The sequence below is a fragment of the Pantoea sp. X-Soil-YNGN-775 genome, assembly GCF_059730575.1.
In genome coordinates, this window is sequence record NZ_AP035945.1 from 599,510 (window position 1) to 615,518 (window position 16,009).

16 protein-coding genes and 3 tRNA genes are annotated in these 16,009 nt (G+C 57.0%); 9 read left to right on the top strand and 10 right to left on the bottom strand.

Annotated features, from left to right (window positions below; genetic code table 11):
- The first annotated feature begins 39 nt into the window (after window positions 1-39).
- On the top strand, window positions 40-1,260 hold the full coding sequence (locus AC6I8I_RS02670; protein WP_497828303.1) for an MFS transporter: 1,221 nt from the start codon (window positions 40-42) through the stop codon (window positions 1,258-1,260).
- Here AC6I8I_RS02670 and AC6I8I_RS02675 read toward each other — a convergent pair.
- The 3 genes from AC6I8I_RS02675 to AC6I8I_RS02685 form a co-directional block, all read right to left on the bottom strand.
- Window positions 1,257-1,721, bottom strand: coding sequence for a YbaK/EbsC family protein (locus tag AC6I8I_RS02675; protein WP_312759716.1), 465 nt, complete (start codon window positions 1,719-1,721; stop codon window positions 1,257-1,259). The two genes, AC6I8I_RS02670 and AC6I8I_RS02675, sit on opposite strands and share 4 nt — an antisense overlap.
- 96 nt (window positions 1,722-1,817) lie before the next feature.
- Window positions 1,818-2,609, bottom strand: a complete 792-nt coding sequence (gene fhuF / locus AC6I8I_RS02680) for a siderophore-iron reductase FhuF (protein WP_497828304.1) — start codon at window positions 2,607-2,609, stop codon at window positions 1,818-1,820.
- A 189-nt stretch (window positions 2,610-2,798) separates the two neighbouring features.
- Window positions 2,799-3,887 (bottom strand): GGDEF domain-containing protein, encoded by a 1,089-nt coding sequence (locus tag AC6I8I_RS02685; RefSeq protein WP_312057228.1) that lies wholly within the window; start codon window positions 3,885-3,887, stop codon window positions 2,799-2,801.
- 222 nt (window positions 3,888-4,109) lie between these two features.
- Between AC6I8I_RS02685 and AC6I8I_RS02690 the strand changes: the two genes are divergently transcribed.
- Window positions 4,110-4,394: a DUF1435 domain-containing protein gene (locus AC6I8I_RS02690; RefSeq protein ID WP_497819620.1), complete on the top strand. Its 285-nt coding sequence runs from the start codon at window positions 4,110-4,112 to the stop codon at window positions 4,392-4,394.
- Window positions 4,395-4,486: 92 nt separating this feature from the next.
- Here the strand turns inward: AC6I8I_RS02690 and AC6I8I_RS02695 are convergent.
- The 4 genes from AC6I8I_RS02695 to rsmC form a co-directional block, all read right to left on the bottom strand.
- Window positions 4,487-4,573: transfer RNA gene (locus tag AC6I8I_RS02695), tRNA-Leu, on the bottom strand.
- Window positions 4,574-4,601: 28 nt separating this feature from the next.
- Window positions 4,602-4,688, bottom strand: a tRNA-Leu gene (locus AC6I8I_RS02700).
- A gap of 30 nt (window positions 4,689-4,718) precedes the next feature.
- Window positions 4,719-4,805, bottom strand: a tRNA-Leu gene (locus tag AC6I8I_RS02705).
- A 151-nt stretch (window positions 4,806-4,956) separates the two neighbouring features.
- Window positions 4,957-5,988, bottom strand: a complete 1,032-nt coding sequence (rsmC, locus tag AC6I8I_RS02710) for a 16S rRNA (guanine(1207)-N(2))-methyltransferase RsmC (protein WP_497828305.1) — start codon at window positions 5,986-5,988, stop codon at window positions 4,957-4,959.
- A 106-nt stretch (window positions 5,989-6,094) separates the two neighbouring features.
- Here rsmC and AC6I8I_RS02715 point away from each other — a divergent pair, with 106 nt between their 5' ends.
- From AC6I8I_RS02715 to yjjG, 3 genes are read left to right on the top strand one after another with little or no spacing between them, the layout of a single operon-like run.
- Window positions 6,095-6,505 (top strand): DNA polymerase III subunit psi, encoded by a 411-nt coding sequence (locus AC6I8I_RS02715; RefSeq protein ID WP_497828306.1) that lies wholly within the window; start codon window positions 6,095-6,097, stop codon window positions 6,503-6,505.
- Window positions 6,477-6,917: a ribosomal protein S18-alanine N-acetyltransferase gene (gene rimI / locus AC6I8I_RS02720; protein WP_497828307.1), complete on the top strand. Its 441-nt coding sequence runs from the start codon at window positions 6,477-6,479 to the stop codon at window positions 6,915-6,917. The genes AC6I8I_RS02715 and rimI overlap by 29 nt, the downstream gene beginning before the upstream one ends.
- Before the next feature lie 18 nt (window positions 6,918-6,935).
- On the top strand, window positions 6,936-7,616 hold the full coding sequence (gene yjjG, locus AC6I8I_RS02725; protein ID WP_497828308.1) for a pyrimidine 5'-nucleotidase: 681 nt from the start codon (window positions 6,936-6,938) through the stop codon (window positions 7,614-7,616).
- Between the two features lie 99 nt (window positions 7,617-7,715).
- On the opposite strand, the gene AC6I8I_RS02730 is transcribed toward yjjG, so the two are convergent.
- On the bottom strand, window positions 7,716-8,366 hold the full coding sequence (locus AC6I8I_RS02730; protein ID WP_312055317.1) for a YtjB family periplasmic protein: 651 nt from the start codon (window positions 8,364-8,366) through the stop codon (window positions 7,716-7,718).
- Window positions 8,367-8,473: 107 nt separating this feature from the next.
- On the opposite strand from AC6I8I_RS02730, the gene serB reads away from it, so the two are divergent.
- The 3 genes from serB (at window position 8,474) to nadR (ending at window position 12,174) form a co-directional block, all read left to right on the top strand.
- Window positions 8,474-9,451, top strand: a complete 978-nt coding sequence (serB, locus tag AC6I8I_RS02735) for a phosphoserine phosphatase (RefSeq protein ID WP_312055318.1) — start codon at window positions 8,474-8,476, stop codon at window positions 9,449-9,451.
- A gap of 13 nt (window positions 9,452-9,464) precedes the next feature.
- Window positions 9,465-10,847, top strand: coding sequence for a DNA repair protein RadA (gene radA, locus AC6I8I_RS02740; protein ID WP_031376046.1), 1,383 nt, complete (start codon window positions 9,465-9,467; stop codon window positions 10,845-10,847).
- A gap of 85 nt (window positions 10,848-10,932) precedes the next feature.
- A complete protein-coding gene (gene nadR, locus AC6I8I_RS02745; RefSeq protein ID WP_312055319.1) occupies window positions 10,933-12,174 on the top strand; it encodes a multifunctional transcriptional regulator/nicotinamide-nucleotide adenylyltransferase/ribosylnicotinamide kinase NadR in 1,242 nt (413 codons plus the stop codon).
- 40 nt (window positions 12,175-12,214) lie between these two features.
- On the opposite strand, the gene AC6I8I_RS02750 is transcribed toward nadR, so the two are convergent.
- Window positions 12,215-13,216 carry a zinc-binding alcohol dehydrogenase family protein gene (locus tag AC6I8I_RS02750; RefSeq protein WP_497828309.1) on the bottom strand — a complete coding sequence of 334 codons (1,002 nt, stop codon included), beginning with the start codon at window positions 13,214-13,216 and terminating at the stop codon, window positions 12,215-12,217.
- Window positions 13,217-13,311: 95 nt separating this feature from the next.
- Between AC6I8I_RS02750 and AC6I8I_RS02755 the strand changes: the two genes are divergently transcribed.
- Entirely contained in the window at window positions 13,312-14,208 is an 897-nt protein-coding gene (locus AC6I8I_RS02755) for a LysR family transcriptional regulator (protein ID WP_312055321.1), read from the top strand.
- Window positions 14,209-14,256: 48 nt separating this feature from the next.
- Here the strand turns inward: AC6I8I_RS02755 and ettA are convergent, their stop codons facing one another.
- Complete coding sequence (gene ettA, locus AC6I8I_RS02760) at window positions 14,257-15,924, bottom strand: energy-dependent translational throttle protein EttA (protein WP_072051008.1); 1,668 nt, start codon at window positions 15,922-15,924, stop codon at window positions 14,257-14,259.
- Window positions 15,925-16,009 lie beyond the last annotated feature (85 nt).

The following is a 16,009-nucleotide window of genomic DNA, read 5'->3' on the forward strand; positions in this document are numbered from 1 at the left end:
CCGGCCGCCGTGCCGAAGCCGCTCAGACAGGATAGTGACATGCTTAACTGGACTCCGACCCAGCGAAACGTGGCGTTTGCCAGTTTTGCCAGCTGGACGCTGGATGCTTTCGACTTCTTCATTCTGGTTTTTGTGCTCAGCGATCTGGCGCACTATTTTCACTCTTCGGTTTCGCAGGTCTCGCTGGCGATTATGCTGACGCTGGCGGTGCGGCCGATCGGGGCGCTGCTGTTTGGTCGTCTGGCGGAGCGCTACGGCCGCAAACCGATTCTGATGCTGAATATCGTGTTGTTTTCGCTGTTTGAACTGCTCTCCGCCTGGTCACCAACCTTTGGCGCGTTTCTGGCGTTCCGGGTGATCTACGGCGTAGCGATGGGCGGCATCTGGGGCGTGGCCTCGTCGCTGGCGATGGAAACCATTCCTGATCGTTCACGCGGGCTGATGTCCGGTATTTTCCAGGCGGGCTATCCGTGCGGTTATCTGCTGGCGTCGATTGTCTTTGGCCTGTTGTTTGCCACGGTTGGCTGGCGGGGCATGTTCCTGATTGGCGCCGTACCGATTCTGCTGCTGCCGTTTATCTATTTTAAGGTCCCGGAATCCCCGGTCTGGCTGGCGGCACGCCAGCATAAAACCAGCTCGGCGCTGATGCCGATCGTTCGTCAGCACTGGAAAATCTGTCTCTATATGGTGCTGCTGATGGCCTGCTTTAACTTCTTCAGTCACGGTACTCAGGATCTCTATCCCACCTTCCTGAAAGTGCAGCACCAGTTTGATGCCCATACCGTCAGCCTGATCGCCATCGGCTACAACATTGCGGCGATGCTGGGCGGCATCTGCTTTGGCTCGCTGTCTGAGCGTATCGGCCGTAAAAAAGCGATTATTCTGGCGTCCCTGCTGACGCTGCCGATTTTGCCGTTGTGGGCTTTTTCCAGCGGCTCATGGGCGATCGGCATCGGCGCATTCCTGATGCAGTTTATGGTGCAGGGCGCGTGGGGCGTTGTTCCAACCTATCTGACCGAGCTGGTTCCGGCCAACGCACGCGCCGTGTTGCCGGGCTTTGTCTACCAGCTGGGGAATCTGATCGCTTCGGTCAACGCCACGCTGCAATCACGTATTGCAGAAGCCCACGGCGGCAATTACGGACTGGGCATGGCGATAGTGGCGGGCACGGTCGCCGTGCTGATCTCTCTGTTGGTGGCGTTTGGTCGCGAGACGCGCGGCATCGAAATTTCCGGCGCGGTGGCCAGGCAGACTGATTAACGCGCCTCGCAGACGTCGACCCAGCGGGCAGCGGTCAGCTCAGCCATCTGTTGCGGGCTGATACGCACGGCGCTATGGATGGCGCCCGCCGCGGGTAACACCTCGTCGAAACTGCGCAGCGAAACGTCGCAATAAACGGTCAGCGGATTTTCCAGCCCGAAAGGGCAGACGCCGCCGACCGGATGGCCGGTCCAGTTAATCACTTCATCCACGCTGAGCATTCGCGCTTTGGCCCCCAGCGCCGCTTTCAGCTTGCGATTATCCAGCCGGGCATCGCCACGCGTGACGATCAGCACCACTTCATCTTTAACTTTCAACGACAGGGTTTTGGCGATCTGGCCCGGCATCACGCCGTGGGCGCGGGCGGCCATATCAACCGTTGCGGTGCTTTCGGCCAACTCAATAATCTCAATTTCAGGGGCGTGTTCGGCAAAGAACTGGCGTACTGACTCCAGGCTCATCTTTTTCTCCAGGCTGATCGAAGGCGTAAAAATTGCCACAAGCCTCGAAGCCTGTAAACGAGATAAAAGGAGATTTAGTGGCAGAAGGCGTCGCGATCAGCTGCTGCTTAAGGTGCAGTTGCCGCATTGTGCTACATCGGGGATGCGGTAACGCTGGCAGCAGCTGCGACGAACCAGTTCACCGTTGCGGGGGATCATGGTGCGGTAGAGCGGATTATCGCTGCCATCCAGCAGTTGCTGGTTAAAGAACAGCGCCTGCTCCAGTTGAGCGACCTGCAGGTCCCCGAGCGCGTTTTTTAACTCGCCGAGGAACCATTGAAATGAGAAGCCCATGTTGTTCCAGATCAGTCGGGCATTGATATCGCCGTGGCGGGTAATGCTGTTCACCACCGGGATCAGATGCTGCTGTATCAGCCGATCGAGGCGCTGCTGCGCATTCAGATAGTGCGCGTCCTCATCCTCCTGCACCGCAATCCAGAACGCGGCGGGATGACCGTGCTGAAACTCCACCCGGATATGCTCTGGCGAGCAGTCGAGCACGCGTGGCTCCTGCAGCAGGGCGATCATCAGCGGCGGCAGCAGCAGACCAAAATACCACTGCGCCCACAGTGACAGCACCGGTTTTGCTTCCCGTACGGCATCAGGATGATCGCGATAGAGATAGTCGCTGTAACGCTGAATCAGCGGCGTAAACACGGCGGGCTGTGACCAGTCGGCGAGCGTCAGGCAATCGTGCGCGGCCGGCTGATCGAGCTTAATCGACTGCTGCAGATAGTCGGGCTGCTGCAATAGCCGTTGCTGCAAACTTTCCGCCAGCGGACGGTCGTTTTGCCGGAAGATCATCGACTGGGAGCTAAAGCGATTTTCCTGAGCGGTTACGGGTGCCATGTCGACTCGCGAGAGAGTAGATAAGAAAGCAAATGATAATCGTTATTGATTCACTCTTCAAGCCGTACAAAACATCAGCAGGTTCAGGCGCGGGCCGCAGAAAGGAATTAAGTCAGGAACAGGAACTAATAGAATGAAAAACCGCTATAACGCCGTCACGGCATGATAATAGTCGGTCAGGAACCGGAATTACGCGTGTTCGCCGGACGGCGGGTGATGCGCTTTAGGTAAATCTTCCCAGGCGAGAATGGTATTTCTGCCCTGATTTTTAGCGACATATAATGCGCGGTCAGCGTTCGCCACCGCCTGATCAAATTCATTATCGTAAATAGGCGCAATGCCGGCGCTAATCGTTACATGAGTTGAAACTTTTTCATTAAAGCGGTGGGGAATTTCTAAATCGACCACATACTGACGAATGCGCTCCGCCAGTTTCATTGCAATGGAACTGTTGACGTTGGTCATCAGCACCAGAAATTCTTCGCCGCCATAACGGGTCACCACATCCCGTGAACGGACCGCATCGCGAATGGCCACCGAAACCCGCGCCAGCGCCTGATCACCCATCGCATGACCATAATTGTCGTTATAGGCTTTGAAATGATCGATATCCAGCAGCAGGACATAGTGGCTGCCGGCGTGGTTTTCCAGAATATTGTCGAGCCGGTTTTTCAGTCCGCGGCGATTATACAGGCCGGTGAGCGGATCGAGCATGCTGAGGTCGCTAAAGGCTTCTTTCTCCTGATACAGCTGGCGCATCAGGCGCTGGGTAAAGTGATCGGCGCGACGGCGCATCAGATGCTGTAGCGAGAAGCCAATCAGCGGCAGGGCGATATTCAGCAGGATCAGCGGCAGGTGTTCACCGTTATCCAGCAGCAACACGGTGACCACCGGCGGGGTGATATGCAGGCAGAAGGCCAGCAGATGATCGCTCAGGGCGATGGCGCTGATAAAAAAGACGCTCAGTAAACTGATAATCAGAAAGCCGCCATCAAAATAAAATACCTGATGAAACCGGTAGTTAATGTGCCAGGCCCACAGCGCACCCAGTATAAAAGCGACCGGATTTAATAGCGGTAATTTTAGTTTAGTGCGGACTAAACAAAGACATAATATAGCGCTACTAAAAATGGCAACGATAATTACCGGTAACGTCATTTCGCTCTTTTTTATCGGAGTCAGACAAAATAGCGAAATAACCACGTTAAGAAACAACAAAAGCATGAGCGAAAGCCGATATTTGCTGTGTTTCAGTTCTTCATATGATTGTAATTTCATTGTAAATACTCGTTACGGCCCTGAAATATCAGCGCGCAAACCGGCAAAGCGCTTTACCGGACAGTGAGCAAATTATTGCTGTTATTAATAGTGTTATCGGCCGCAATCTAGCATTTTCCAACTGGTCTGTCATCTTCCTGGCCGGGCCAGTTAAAAACAGGCTGCATAAGGCACAAAACTGTCATATGATAATGGGAATGCTTATCATTTGAGGTTTAAATCATGGGGATGGCCATTCTTGCCGCCTGCGGCCTGTGGGGATTTAGCTGGATGATGGGGAAGAAACTGGATAGTGCCTGGGGCGTTCTGCTGCCGTGCGCCGCGCTGCCATTGTTCGCCTTATGGGGACCGAGCTTCAGCCAGTGGCGCGGAGTGATGATCGTGGCGCTGCTGCTGACCCTTGTGATGCTGTTTAATCAGCACTTACGTCACTATATGCTGCTGCCATCGTGCCTGGCATTAGCAGGTGGACTGGCGGCGGTGTCGGTGAATTTTCATCTGAATTAAATATGACGTACAACAAGAGGAAATAGCGTTCAGAAGCGGGGCGATAACCGAAACGGTGAGGAAGCAAGCGTAAAGCAGGGAGATGACAACGTTGGTGCGAAGAGAGGGACTTGAACCCTCACGTCCGTTAAGACACTAACACCTGAAGCTAGCGCGTCTACCAATTCCGCCACCTTCGCATCGAGTTGTCTGTTCATATCACCGCAATGGTGCGAAGAGAGGGACTTGAACCCTCACGTCCGTTAAGACACTAACACCTGAAGCTAGCGCGTCTACCAATTCCGCCACCTTCGCGCAGTGCTCGCGATATGAAACTTGTGATTTTGGTGCGAAGAGAGGGACTTGAACCCTCACGTCCGTTAAGACACTAACACCTGAAGCTAGCGCGTCTACCAATTCCGCCACCTTCGCATACCCGTAACACCTTGAGAATGTTACAACCACGGAGGCGCATTCTAGAGATTTTACTCAATGCGTCAACAACTATTTTGTCGGGCTGAAACGATCGCTGTAAAAAGCAACGTTTTCAGCCCGGCAAAGCGGTTAACGGCGGGAAAAGTCTTTAGCGCGTTTTGGCACCGCGGCCGTAAACGGCGCGATAAACTTTGAAGCGGCCGGTTTGCGCCAGCACTTCGTGACTGCCAAAGGTTTCATCCAGCACCTGCGGATAGGGCAGGAAGGCGTTAGCCACGATGCGCAGTTCGCCACCGGTGTTGAGATGCTTCACCGCGCCGCGGATCAGCGTCTGTGCCGCATCCAGACTGGTCTGGGTGCCTTCATGGAACGGCGGGTTCGAGATAATCATGTCGAAACGACCAGTCACGTCAGAGAAGATGTTACTGGCGAACACGTCGCCTTCCAGACCGTTAGCGGCCAGCGTGGCTTTACTCGCCTCAATCGCCGCAGCGTGTACGTCGCACAGCCACAGACGGACTTTTGGCGAACGCGCCGGCAACGACGCGGCAAGCACACCCGCACCACAGCCGATATCCAGCACCTTGCCTTTGGTATGTGCGGTGAAGGTCGACAGCAACAGTGCGCTGCCGCTGTCCAGGCCGTCGCGGCTGAACACGCCCGGCAGGGTATGCACGGTCAGATCGTTCAGCTGATAGGTATGACCAAAAGCGCTGGCGTCGAAGGCCGGCTGGCGATCAAGACGGCCGTGATAGAGGCCACAGCGGCGTGCGCTGTCGATCTTCTCCAGCGTGACCCACTCTTCCAGCATCGCTTCGGCGCTGCGTACGCCGCTGCGGTTTTCACCCACCACAAACACATCGCAGCCCACCGGCAGCAGCGACAGCAGGTTTTGCAGCTGGAACTGCACTTCCGGTTTGTTCTTGGTCCAGAAATAGACCAGCGTATCGCAGCCCTGCACATCCTCTGCCTGCGCAACCAGTCCATAACGCGCCTGTTCGCCCATACGGTGGCTCAGGTTTTGCCAGTGATGATATTGCTGGGTATGCACCCGCGAAGAGGCGGTTTCCAGCTGAGCGGGCAGGTCATCCTGCAGATCGCCAGCAAATAAAACATGGCGGGCGGTAAATTCATCACTGTGGCGCAGAATGACTTCGCTGGCCGGGGTAAAAGCAGACATGTGGGGCTCCTGTAAGATCTGAGCGGGGATTATAGTGGTTTGTTGGCGCATGTTCGATGGGTTTGCTAGCATAGCGTCGCATTCAGGCAGCAGAACAGGTAACACCATGACGTCCAGGCGCGACTGGCTTTTACAGCAAATGGGAATTACGCAGTATCAGCTGCGCCGCCCGCGCGTGCTTCAGGGCGAAATCGCCGTCACGCTGGCACCGGAGACGCAGCTGATTATCGTGGCTGAGACGCCGCCCGGCCTGCACGAACCGCTGATGCGCGACGTGCTGCATACGCTTAATCTGCAACCTGCTCAGGTGATGAGCGTGACGCCGGACCAGCTGCAAATGCTGCCGGAGACGCTGCATTGCGCAGGATGGCTGCTCGGCGTTGAGAGCGAACAAACCTTTAACGGCGTGGCCTTAACCAGCGCCTCCTTCAATGAACTGATCAGCAGCGGCGCCGCCAAACGCGCCCTCTGGCAACAGATGTGTAACCATGACAGCCATCTCTTTTCTCACCCTTGACGATCGGGCGCAGGCCTTTGCTATTGAGTGTCGTAGTCACGCCTTTCCGTGGAGTGAACAGACCTTTGCCAGAAACCAGGGCGAACGCTTTCTCAATTTGCGGCTCGACGTTGACGGTCAGATGGCCGCCTTCGCCATCACCCAGGTGGTGCTGGATGAAGCCTCGCTGTTCAACATCGCGGTCGATCCCGCCTGGCAGCGCCGGGGATTTGGCCGCCAGCTGTTACAGCATCTGATTGATGAACTGATTAAACGCGACGTGCTGACGCTGTGGCTGGAAGTGCGGGCCTCGAATCTGCCTGCCATTGCGCTCTACCAGCAGCTGGAATTCAACCAGGTCAGTCGTCGCCCCAACTATTATCCCACTGCCAGCGGTCGCGAAGATGCCATCATCATGGCGCTGACGCTGTAGCAGTGTTAAGGAGCTTTGATGTTAGATAACTGGGACTGCATCCTGTTTGATGCCGACGATACCCTTTTTCACTTCGACGCCTATGCCGGTTTACAGCGTCTGTTCGCCGGCTACGACGTGCAGTTTACCGACCAGGATTACGCCGACTACCAGGCGGTTAACAAACCGCTGTGGGTTGATTATCAAAACGGCACCATTTCGGCGCTGCAGCTGCAGACTCAGCGTTTTAATCACTGGAGCGAAAAGCTCAGCGTAGCGCCGGAGATCCTCAACAGCGGCTTTCTCAGCGCGATGGGTGAGATCTGTACCCCGCTGCCGGGCGCGGTCAGCCTGATGAACCGGCTGCATGGCCGGGTGAAGATGGGCATCATCACCAACGGTTTTACCGCGCTGCAGCAGATACGGCTGGAACGTACCGGTTTTCGTGACTATTTTTCCGCGCTGGTGATCTCAGAACAGGTCGGTGTGCCGAAACCGGACGCAAAGATTTTTGATTATGCGCTGAAGCAGATGGGCAACCCGGATCGTCAGCGGGTACTGATGGTGGGGGATACCCCGGAGTCAGATATTCTCGGCGGGATCAATGCCGGCCTGAAAACCTGCTGGATCGATCACGGCACCCGACCGCTGCCGGCACATATCCATCCGACCTGGCAGGTCAAATCGCTGAGCGAGCTGGAAACGCTGCTGGCCGGTTAACCCGGCACGCCTCGCAAATCCGTACGCTGAGCAGCAAAAAGGCCCGTCTGACGGGCCTTTTCAGTTGTATAATCGCGCTGCCAGGCGATAAATGGCGTGCTACTCTTTTTTCTCTTCATCCTCATCGCGATCTTCTTTCACCGGCGTACTGGCGGTGAGCAGAAACGGCGATTGCTGCCAGCGGGTACGGCGATGGCGCAGCAGGGTCCGGGAGAGAATAATGCCGATTGCCAGCGCCAGCAGCATCATCAGGCGCAGAATGTTGGTGGTGTTATCCACCTGACGTGATTCGGTGACCAGCACGTGGGTATCGAGCGTAACGCGCAAAAAGCCAAGCGGGCCATCGTTGCCCGCCAGCGGCTGCACAATCTGATGATTGAAGTAGCTGCCGGCACGTTTGCCGTCCAGCGCCAGCCGGTCGCGCACGTTGATATTTTCACCGCTGTGCGCCACTAAGCTGCCGTCGCCGTCATACACCGAGGCGTCAAGGATGCGGCTGTTAGCGGTCATCTGATTGAGAATGGCTTCAATCTGGTTGCGGTTATTTTCGCTGTTGTCCATCAGCGGTTTCAGGCTGAACGCCACCTGACTGGTCAGGGTATGCGCCAGCTCTTCGACCTGTTCAGAACGCGCCATTTGATGGCCGAGGCTGAACCAGGAGGCACCCTGCATCAGGGCCACCAGCAGCGCCATTGAGATCAGAACGATCACCGTGCGATGTAAGCGAAATTTTAGTGCGGTTTTAGCCATCAATAATCCGTGTCACGTCACAACAGAAAGCCTGGAGATTATGTTGCCAGAAGCGGCGCAGACAAGGTAGCCTCTTGCGTGGTTTTGTTGTCCCTACAGGAGCTGTGATGCCAAATCGTTTAACCTGGTGCGATCTGCCCGCCGATGTTTCCCTCTGGCCGGGTTTGCCCCTTTCCCTTAGCGGTGATGAAGTGATGCCGCTGGATTATCGCGCTGGCCGGACTGGCTGGCTGCTGTATGGCCGCGGGCTGGATAAGCAACGGCTGACCGATTACCAGCACCGGCTGGGTGCCGCCATGGTGATCGTCAGTGCCTGGAACGTGGATGAATATCAGGTGATTCGCCTGGCTGGCTCGCTGACACCGTTCGCCAGCAGACTGGCGCACGACGCCGGCCTGGACGTGGCGCCGCTTGGCAAAATCCCGCACCTGAAAACGCCGGGCCTGCTGGTAATGGATATGGACTCGACCGCCATTCAGATCGAGTGCATTGACGAGATCGCTAAACTGGCCGGCAGTGGCGAGCTGGTGGCAGAAGTGACCGAACGCGCGATGCGCGGCGAACTCGACTTCACTGCCAGCCTGCGTCAGCGCGTGGCGACCCTGCAGGGGGCCGATGCTAATATTCTGAAGCAGGTGCGCGATGCGCTACCGCTGATGCCGGGCCTGACTACCCTGACGCAAAAATTACAGGCGCTGGGCTGGCAGGTGGCGATTGCCTCGGGCGGCTTTACCTATTACGCCGAATACCTGCGCGATAAGTTGCATCTGTCGGCGGTAGTAGCCAATGAACTGGAAATTCGCGACGGCAAACTGACCGGCAACCTGCTGGGTCCGATTGTCGATGCACAATATAAAGCCGATACGCTGAAGAAGCTGGCGCAGCGTTTTGACATTGCGCCGGAACAGACCGTCGCGGTCGGCGACGGGGCCAATGACCTGCTGATGATTAAAGCCTCAGCGCTGGGCATTGCCTACCATGCTAAACCTAAGGTGAATGAGCAGACTGCGGTCACCATTCGCCATGCCGATTTGATGGGGGTGTTTTGCATCCTCACCGGTAGCCTGATCCATGAAGAGCGTTAACTGAGGTATTGATTTGGCCAAAGCGGCAAAACGCGCATTTGTGTGTAACGAATGCGGCGCAGACTATCCACGCTGGCAGGGGCAGTGCAGTGCCTGTCACGCCTGGAACACCATCACCGAGGTGCGGATTGCCGCCTCGCCTGCTGCGGCGCGTAATGAGCGTCTGAGCGGCTATGCGGGCAGTGCCGGTACCAGTCGGGTACAGAAGCTGTCCGAAATCAGTCTGGAGGCGTTACCGCGCTTCTCGACCAGCTTTAAAGAGTTTGACCGGGTGCTCGGCGGCGGCGTGGTGCCGGGCAGCGCCATTTTAATCGGCGGCAGTCCAGGGGCCGGTAAATCAACTCTGCTATTGCAGGTGATGTGCCGCCTGTCGGAAGGGATGAAAACCCTCTACGTCACCGGCGAAGAGTCGCTGCAGCAGGTTGCGATGCGCGCCCATCGTCTGGGATTACCTACCGAAAATGTCAATATGCTGTCGGAAACCAGCATCGAGCAGATCTGCCTGATCGCCGAGCAGGAGCAGCCGCAGCTGATGGTAATCGACTCGATCCAGGTAATGCACATGGCGGAGATCCAGTCTTCGCCGGGCAGCGTGGCGCAGGTGCGTGAAACCGCCGCCTACCTGACGCGCTTCGCCAAAACGCGCGGCGTGGCGATCATTATGGTCGGTCACGTCACTAAAGATGGCTCGCTGGCCGGTCCGAAAGTGCTGGAGCACTGCATCGACTGTTCGGTACTGCTGGATGGCGATGCCGATTCCCGCTTCCGCACCCTGCGCAGCCATAAAAACCGCTTCGGCGCGGTCAACGAGTTAGGCGTTTTCGCCATGACCGAGCAGGGAATGCGTGAAGTCAGCAACCCGTCGGCCATCTTCCTGTCGCGCGGCGAAGAGGTGACGTCCGGCAGCTCAGTGATGGTGCTGTGGGAAGGGACGCGTCCGCTGCTGGTAGAGATTCAGGCGCTGGTGGACCATTCGATGATGGGCAATCCGCGTCGCGTTGCGGTCGGGCTGGAACAGAACCGTCTGGCGATTCTGCTGGCGGTGCTGCATCGTCATGGCGGCCTGCAGATGGCGGACCAGGATGTGTTTGTCAACGTGGTTGGCGGGGTCAAGGTGACTGAAACCAGTGCCGATCTGGCGCTGATGCTGTCGATGGTCTCAAGTCTGCGCGATCGCCCGTTGCCGCAGGATCTGGTGATCTTCGGGGAAGTGGGGCTGGCAGGCGAAATTCGTCCGGTGCCCAGCGGTCAGGAACGGATTTCGGAAGCGGCAAAACATGGCTTTAAACGCGCCATTGTGCCGGCTGGCAATGCGCCGAAAAAACCGATCGATGGAATGCAGGTTTTCAGCGCGAAGAAGCTGGCCGACGCGCTGGCGATCCTCGACGATCTGTAATGCGGCTGGCGTCCGCTGATGGCGTGCCGTCAGCGGGCGAGGGCGGCGGGTTCAACCTTATACGCATTCACGCAGGAGGCACGACATGTCGTCGTTTGATTATCTGAAAACGGCCATTCGCCAGCAGGGCCACACGCTGCAACAGGTTGCTGATGCCAGCGGCATGACCAAAGGCTACCTGAGCCAGTTGCTCAACGCCAAAATCAAAAGCCCCAGCGCGCAGAAACTGGAAGCACTGCACCGCTTTCTCGGGCTGGAGTTTCCGCGCCGTGATAAAACGGTCGGCGTGGTGTTCGGCAAGTTTTACCCGTTGCACACCGGCCATATCTATCTGATTCAGCGCGCCTGTAGCCAGGTCGATGAACTGCACATCATCATGGGCTATGACGAGCCGCGCGATCGTGAACTGTTTGATAACAGCGCCATGTCGCAGCAGCCAACGGTCAGCGACCGGCTGCGCTGGTTGCTGCAGACCTTTAAATACCAGAAAAACATCCGTATCCATGCCTTTAACGAGGAGGGGATTGAGCCGTATCCGCACGGCTGGGACGTCTGGAGTCAAGGGGTCAGCGCGTTTCTCGGCGAGCACGGCATTGCGCCGGATTGCATCTACACCAGTGAAGCGCCCGATGCGGAGATGTATCAGCAGCATCTGGGGGTTCGCACGGTGCTGGTCGATCCGGATCGCTCTTTCATGAGCATCAGCGGCGCGCAGATCCGTCAGGATCCGTTCCGCTTCTGGGAATATATCCCGACCGAAGTGAAGCCGTTCTTTGTTCGCACCGTGGCGATACTGGGTGGGGAATCGAGCGGCAAATCAACGCTGGTGAATAAGCTCGCCAATATTTTCAACACCACCAGTGCCTGGGAATATGGCCGCGACTATGTCTTTTCGCACCTCGGTGGCGATGAAATGGCGCTGCAATATTCGGACTACGACAAAATCGCGCTCGGTCAGGCGCAGTACATCGATTTCGCGGTGAAATATGCCAACAAGGTGGCGTTTATCGACACTGATTTCGTGACCACTCAGGCGTTCTGCCTGAAGTACGAAGGACGCGAACATCCCTTTGTTCAGGCGCTGATCGACGAATATCGCTTCGATTTAGTCATTTTGCTTGAGAACAATGTGCCGTGGGTGGCGGATGGATTGCGCAGCCTGGGCAGTTCAGTCGATCGTCGCGAATTCCAGTCGATGCTGGTGACGATGCTGCGTGAAAACAATATCGATTTTGTTCATGTGCGTGAAGATGATTACGACACACGTTTCCTGCGCTGCATTGAACTGGTGAGAGCGATGCTGGGCGAGAAGAACGCCCAGCCGTGATCGAACCAGGGGGACCGGCGCGTTCCCCCTGGCGGACAGATTAATAGACCATCACGACTTTGCCCCGCATATGGCCTTCCAGCACCCGCTGATGGGCCGCTTGCAGCGTTTCAACGCTTAAGCCCTGCAGCGTCTCACTCAGCGTGGTTTGCAGCTTACCTTCATCCAGCAAGGCGGCCACGGCATCCAGAATTTCACCCTGGCGCGCCATGTCCGGCGTGTTAAACATACTGCGGGTGTACATCAGCTCAAAGTGCAGCGCAGCGCTTTTCAGCTTGAGCTGATCCATCGACAGCGGATGCTCGTTCTCAACGATGGTGCAGATGTGGCCCTGCGGCGCAATCAGCTTCGCCATGGTTTCCCAGTGACCGTCGGTATCGTTGAGGCAGAAGATATAATCGACCTGCTTAATCCCCTGTTTCTCCAGTTCACCCGGCATATCTTTGTAGTTAATCACCAGATCGGCACCGCGATCGCGGCACCACTGCACCGAATCTTCGCGGGAGGCTGTGGCAATGACTTTTACCTTGCTGTGCAGCTTCGCCAGAGGGATCGCCAGCGATCCGACACCGCCAGCGCCGCCGACGATCAACAGCGTTTGATCCGCAGTCGCGGCGTTCAGATTCAGCCGCTCAAACAATCCTTCCCACGCCGTCAGTGCCGTTAGTGGGATCGCCGCCGATTGCGCCCAGTCGAGGCTCTTCGGCTTGTGGCCGGTGATACGTGAATCGACCAGCTGCCCGGTGCTGTTACTGCCGGCACGAGTCAGATCGCCGGCATAGTAGACTTCATCGCCCGGCTTGAAGTTGCTGACCTTGCTGCCAACTTCCAGCACTACGCCGCTGGCGTCCCAGCCGAGAATACGCGGTGCCTGCAGCCCGTTTTTGATTGCGCCTTTGTGAACTTTGGTATCGACCGGGTTGACCGAGGCGGCTTTGACCTCAACCCGCAGGTCGTACTCGCCTGGCGTCGGGGTTTCGGGGAAGATTTCAATGAAGTTCTCAGGACTCTCTGGATTAACAGCAATAGCGCGAATAGACATAGTGGATCTCCTGTGTTGTTACGCTAAGTGTAGAACCTGGATTTAGCGGTGATAAGATGGACAATCTTTCATAGAGTGTTCGTCTGAGGTGAACAATGGCGTTTCGTCAGTGGCAGGACATGGCGCTTTTCGCGCTGGTGGCGGAGTGCGGCAGTTTTACCGGCGCGGCGGAACGCGCCGGTTTGCCAAAATCGAGCGTCAGCCAGCGCATCAGCCAGCTGGAGCAGCGACTCGGCATCCGGCTGCTGAATCGCACCACCCGCCAGCTCAACCTGACCTTTGCCGGTGAGCGCTATCTGCTGCACTGCCAGGAGATGATGCAGGCCAGCGAACGTGCCGATCAGGCGATCGCCAGCCTGCGTGAAAACCCCAGCGGCCGGCTGCGCATCACCAGCCCGGCGGGCATCGGCGCAACCCTGCTGGCGCGCTGCAATGCGGAGTTTTTACGGCTCTATCCCGATGTGACGCTGGATATTTCGATCTCAGATGATATTCGCGATCTGGTGCAGGAGGGCTTTGATGTGGCGCTGCGCACCGGTCAGCCGCAGGAGTCATCGCTGATTGGCCGTCGGGTCGGTTACTGCCAGCGGCTGCTGGTGGCCTCGCAGCACTATCTTGATCAGCATCCACCCATTATTCATCCGCAACAGCTTTCTGCCCATCGCTGCATCGCCCATCGTGCCTGGAATGAATGGGTATTACAGCGGGATGAGGAATTTTATCGCTGGCTGCTGCCGCCCGCGCATCTGACCGATAATCTGATCTATGCCCGTGAGTCGGCGCTCGGCGATGCCGGTATCACGCTGCTGCCGCGTTTTCTCACTGATGGCATTATGGCGGACCCGCAGCTGGTGCCGGTGTTGCCGGATTGGCAGATGGAAGGAAATGAGCTGTGGCTGGTCTATCCGGGACGTAAACTCAATTCCCCGGCGCTGGCGCGCTTCGTGGAGTTCGCGCTGCACTCGCCGGTGTTCAGGGAGTTTTATCGTTAATCGAGCAATAAAAAAGGCGGCATTGCTGCCGCCCTTAACACTGTTCTGTTACTTAATTATACGCTTGTACTTGATACGCTTCGGCTCCAGCGCTTCGGCGCCGAGGGTGCGCTTCTTGTACTCTTCGTATTCGGTGAAGTTACCTTCGAAGAATTCGATGTTGCCTTCATCCTGGTAGTCCAGAATGTGGGTCGCGATGCGGTCAAGGAACCAGCGGTCATGCGAGATCACCATCGCGCAGCCTGGGAACTCCAGCAGGGCGTTTTCCAGCGCGCGCAGGGTTTCGATGTCCAGGTCGTTGGTCGGTTCATCGAGCAGCAACATGTTGCCACCAACCTGCAGCAGCTTGGCGAGGTGCAGACGACCGCGCTCACCGCCCGACAGCTCACCGACGCGTTTACCCTGATCGACGCCTTTGAAGTTAAAGCGGCCGACGTAGGCGCGGCTTGGCATTTCGGTATTGCCGATACGCATGATGTCCTGACCGCCGGAAACTTCTTCCCACACGGTTTTGGAGTTATCCATGCTGTCACGGAACTGATCCACTGACGCCAGTTTGACGGTATCGCCCAGCACGATGCTGCCGGAATCAGGCTGTTCCTGACCGGACATCATGCGGAACAGCGTCGATTTACCGGCGCCGTTCGGACCGATGATGCCGACAATTGCCCCTTTCGGTACCGAGAACGACAAGTCGTCGATCAGCACGCGGTCACCGTAGGATTTACGCAGGTTGCTGACTTCCAGCACTTTGTCACCCAGGCGTGGGCCAGGCGGAATAAACAGTTCGTTGGTTTCGTTACGCTTCTGGTATTCGGTGTTGTTCAGCTCTTCGAAGCGCGCCAGACGGGCTTTGCCCTTGGACTGACGGCCTTTAGTGCCCTGACGAACCCACTCCAGCTCTTTCTCAATTGACTTGCGGCGGGCCGCTTCAGAAGAGGCTTCCTGTGCCAGACGCGCATCTTTCTGCTCCAGCCAGGAAGAGTAGTTACCTTCCCACGGGATGCCTTCGCCACGGTCCAGTTCCAGAATCCAGCCGGCAACGTTATCAAGGAAGTAACGGTCGTGGGTAATCGCCACTACGGTGCCTTCGAAGTCGTGCAGGAAGCGTTCCAGCCAGGCGACAGATTCAGCGTCCAGGTGGTTGGTTGGTTCGTCGAGCAGCAGCATGTCTGGTTTTTCCAGCAGCAGGCGGCACAGTGCGACGCGGCGACGTTCACCGCCGGAGAGAGTGGCGATTTTCGCCTCCCAGTCTGGCAGGCGCAGCGCATCTGCCGCACGCTCCAGTTGGGTATTCAGGTTGTGGCCATCATGTGCCTGGATGATTTCTTCCAGACGGCCCTGCTCAGCGGCCAGTTTGTCAAAGTCCGCGCCCTCTTCGGCATACAGCGCATAGACTTCGTCGAGGCGTTTTAACGCGCCAACCACTTCAGACAGCGCCTCTTCAACGGACTCGCGCACGGTATGTTCGAGGTTAAGCTGCGGCTCCTGCGGCAGGTAGCCAATCTTGATGCCTGGCTGCGGACGCGCTTCCCCTTCGATATCTTTATCGATGCCGGCCATGATGCGCAGCAGGGTGGATTTACCCGCGCCGTTCAGGCCGAGTACACCGATTTTGGCGCCCGGGAAGAAGCTAAGGGAGATGTTCTTCAGGATGTGTCGCTTCGGCGGAACAACTTTGCCGACGCGGTGCATGCTATAGACGAATTGAGCCACGTTGTATTGAGCCTCTGGGTCTGTTGGTCATTTGGATGATGTCGAAGTTTAGCCTTTTTCACCGTCTAATCACAGCCGGGGCGCG

What these genes read in the sequence shown, in the direction of transcription:
- AC6I8I_RS02670 (WP_497828303.1), top strand. Translation starts at nt 40, where the DNA reads ATGCTTAACTGGACTCCGACCCAGCGAAACGTGGCGTTTGCCAGTTTT.
- serB (WP_312055318.1), top strand. Translation starts at nt 8,474, where the DNA reads ATGCCAAATCGTTTAACCTGGTGCGATCTGCCCGCCGATGTTTCCCTC.
- fhuF (WP_497828304.1), bottom strand. Translation starts at nt 2,609, where the DNA reads ATGGCACCCGTAACCGCTCAGGAAAATCGCTTTAGCTCCCAGTCGATG.
- AC6I8I_RS02715 (WP_497828306.1), top strand. Translation starts at nt 6,095, where the DNA reads ATGACGTCCAGGCGCGACTGGCTTTTACAGCAAATGGGAATTACGCAG.
- AC6I8I_RS02690 (WP_497819620.1), top strand. Translation starts at nt 4,110, where the DNA reads ATGGGGATGGCCATTCTTGCCGCCTGCGGCCTGTGGGGATTTAGCTGG.
- AC6I8I_RS02730 (WP_312055317.1), bottom strand. Translation starts at nt 8,366, where the DNA reads ATGGCTAAAACCGCACTAAAATTTCGCTTACATCGCACGGTGATCGTT.
- rsmC (WP_497828305.1), bottom strand. Translation starts at nt 5,988, where the DNA reads ATGTCTGCTTTTACCCCGGCCAGCGAAGTCATTCTGCGCCACAGTGAT.
- nadR (WP_312055319.1), top strand. Translation starts at nt 10,933, where the DNA reads ATGTCGTCGTTTGATTATCTGAAAACGGCCATTCGCCAGCAGGGCCAC.
- yjjG (WP_497828308.1), top strand. Translation starts at nt 6,936, where the DNA reads ATGTTAGATAACTGGGACTGCATCCTGTTTGATGCCGACGATACCCTT.
- AC6I8I_RS02675 (WP_312759716.1), bottom strand. Translation starts at nt 1,721, where the DNA reads ATGAGCCTGGAGTCAGTACGCCAGTTCTTTGCCGAACACGCCCCTGAA.
- rimI (WP_497828307.1), top strand. Translation starts at nt 6,477, where the DNA reads ATGACAGCCATCTCTTTTCTCACCCTTGACGATCGGGCGCAGGCCTTT.
- AC6I8I_RS02685 (WP_312057228.1), bottom strand. Translation starts at nt 3,887, where the DNA reads ATGAAATTACAATCATATGAAGAACTGAAACACAGCAAATATCGGCTT.
- AC6I8I_RS02750 (WP_497828309.1), bottom strand. Translation starts at nt 13,216, where the DNA reads ATGTCTATTCGCGCTATTGCTGTTAATCCAGAGAGTCCTGAGAACTTC.
- AC6I8I_RS02755 (WP_312055321.1), top strand. Translation starts at nt 13,312, where the DNA reads ATGGCGTTTCGTCAGTGGCAGGACATGGCGCTTTTCGCGCTGGTGGCG.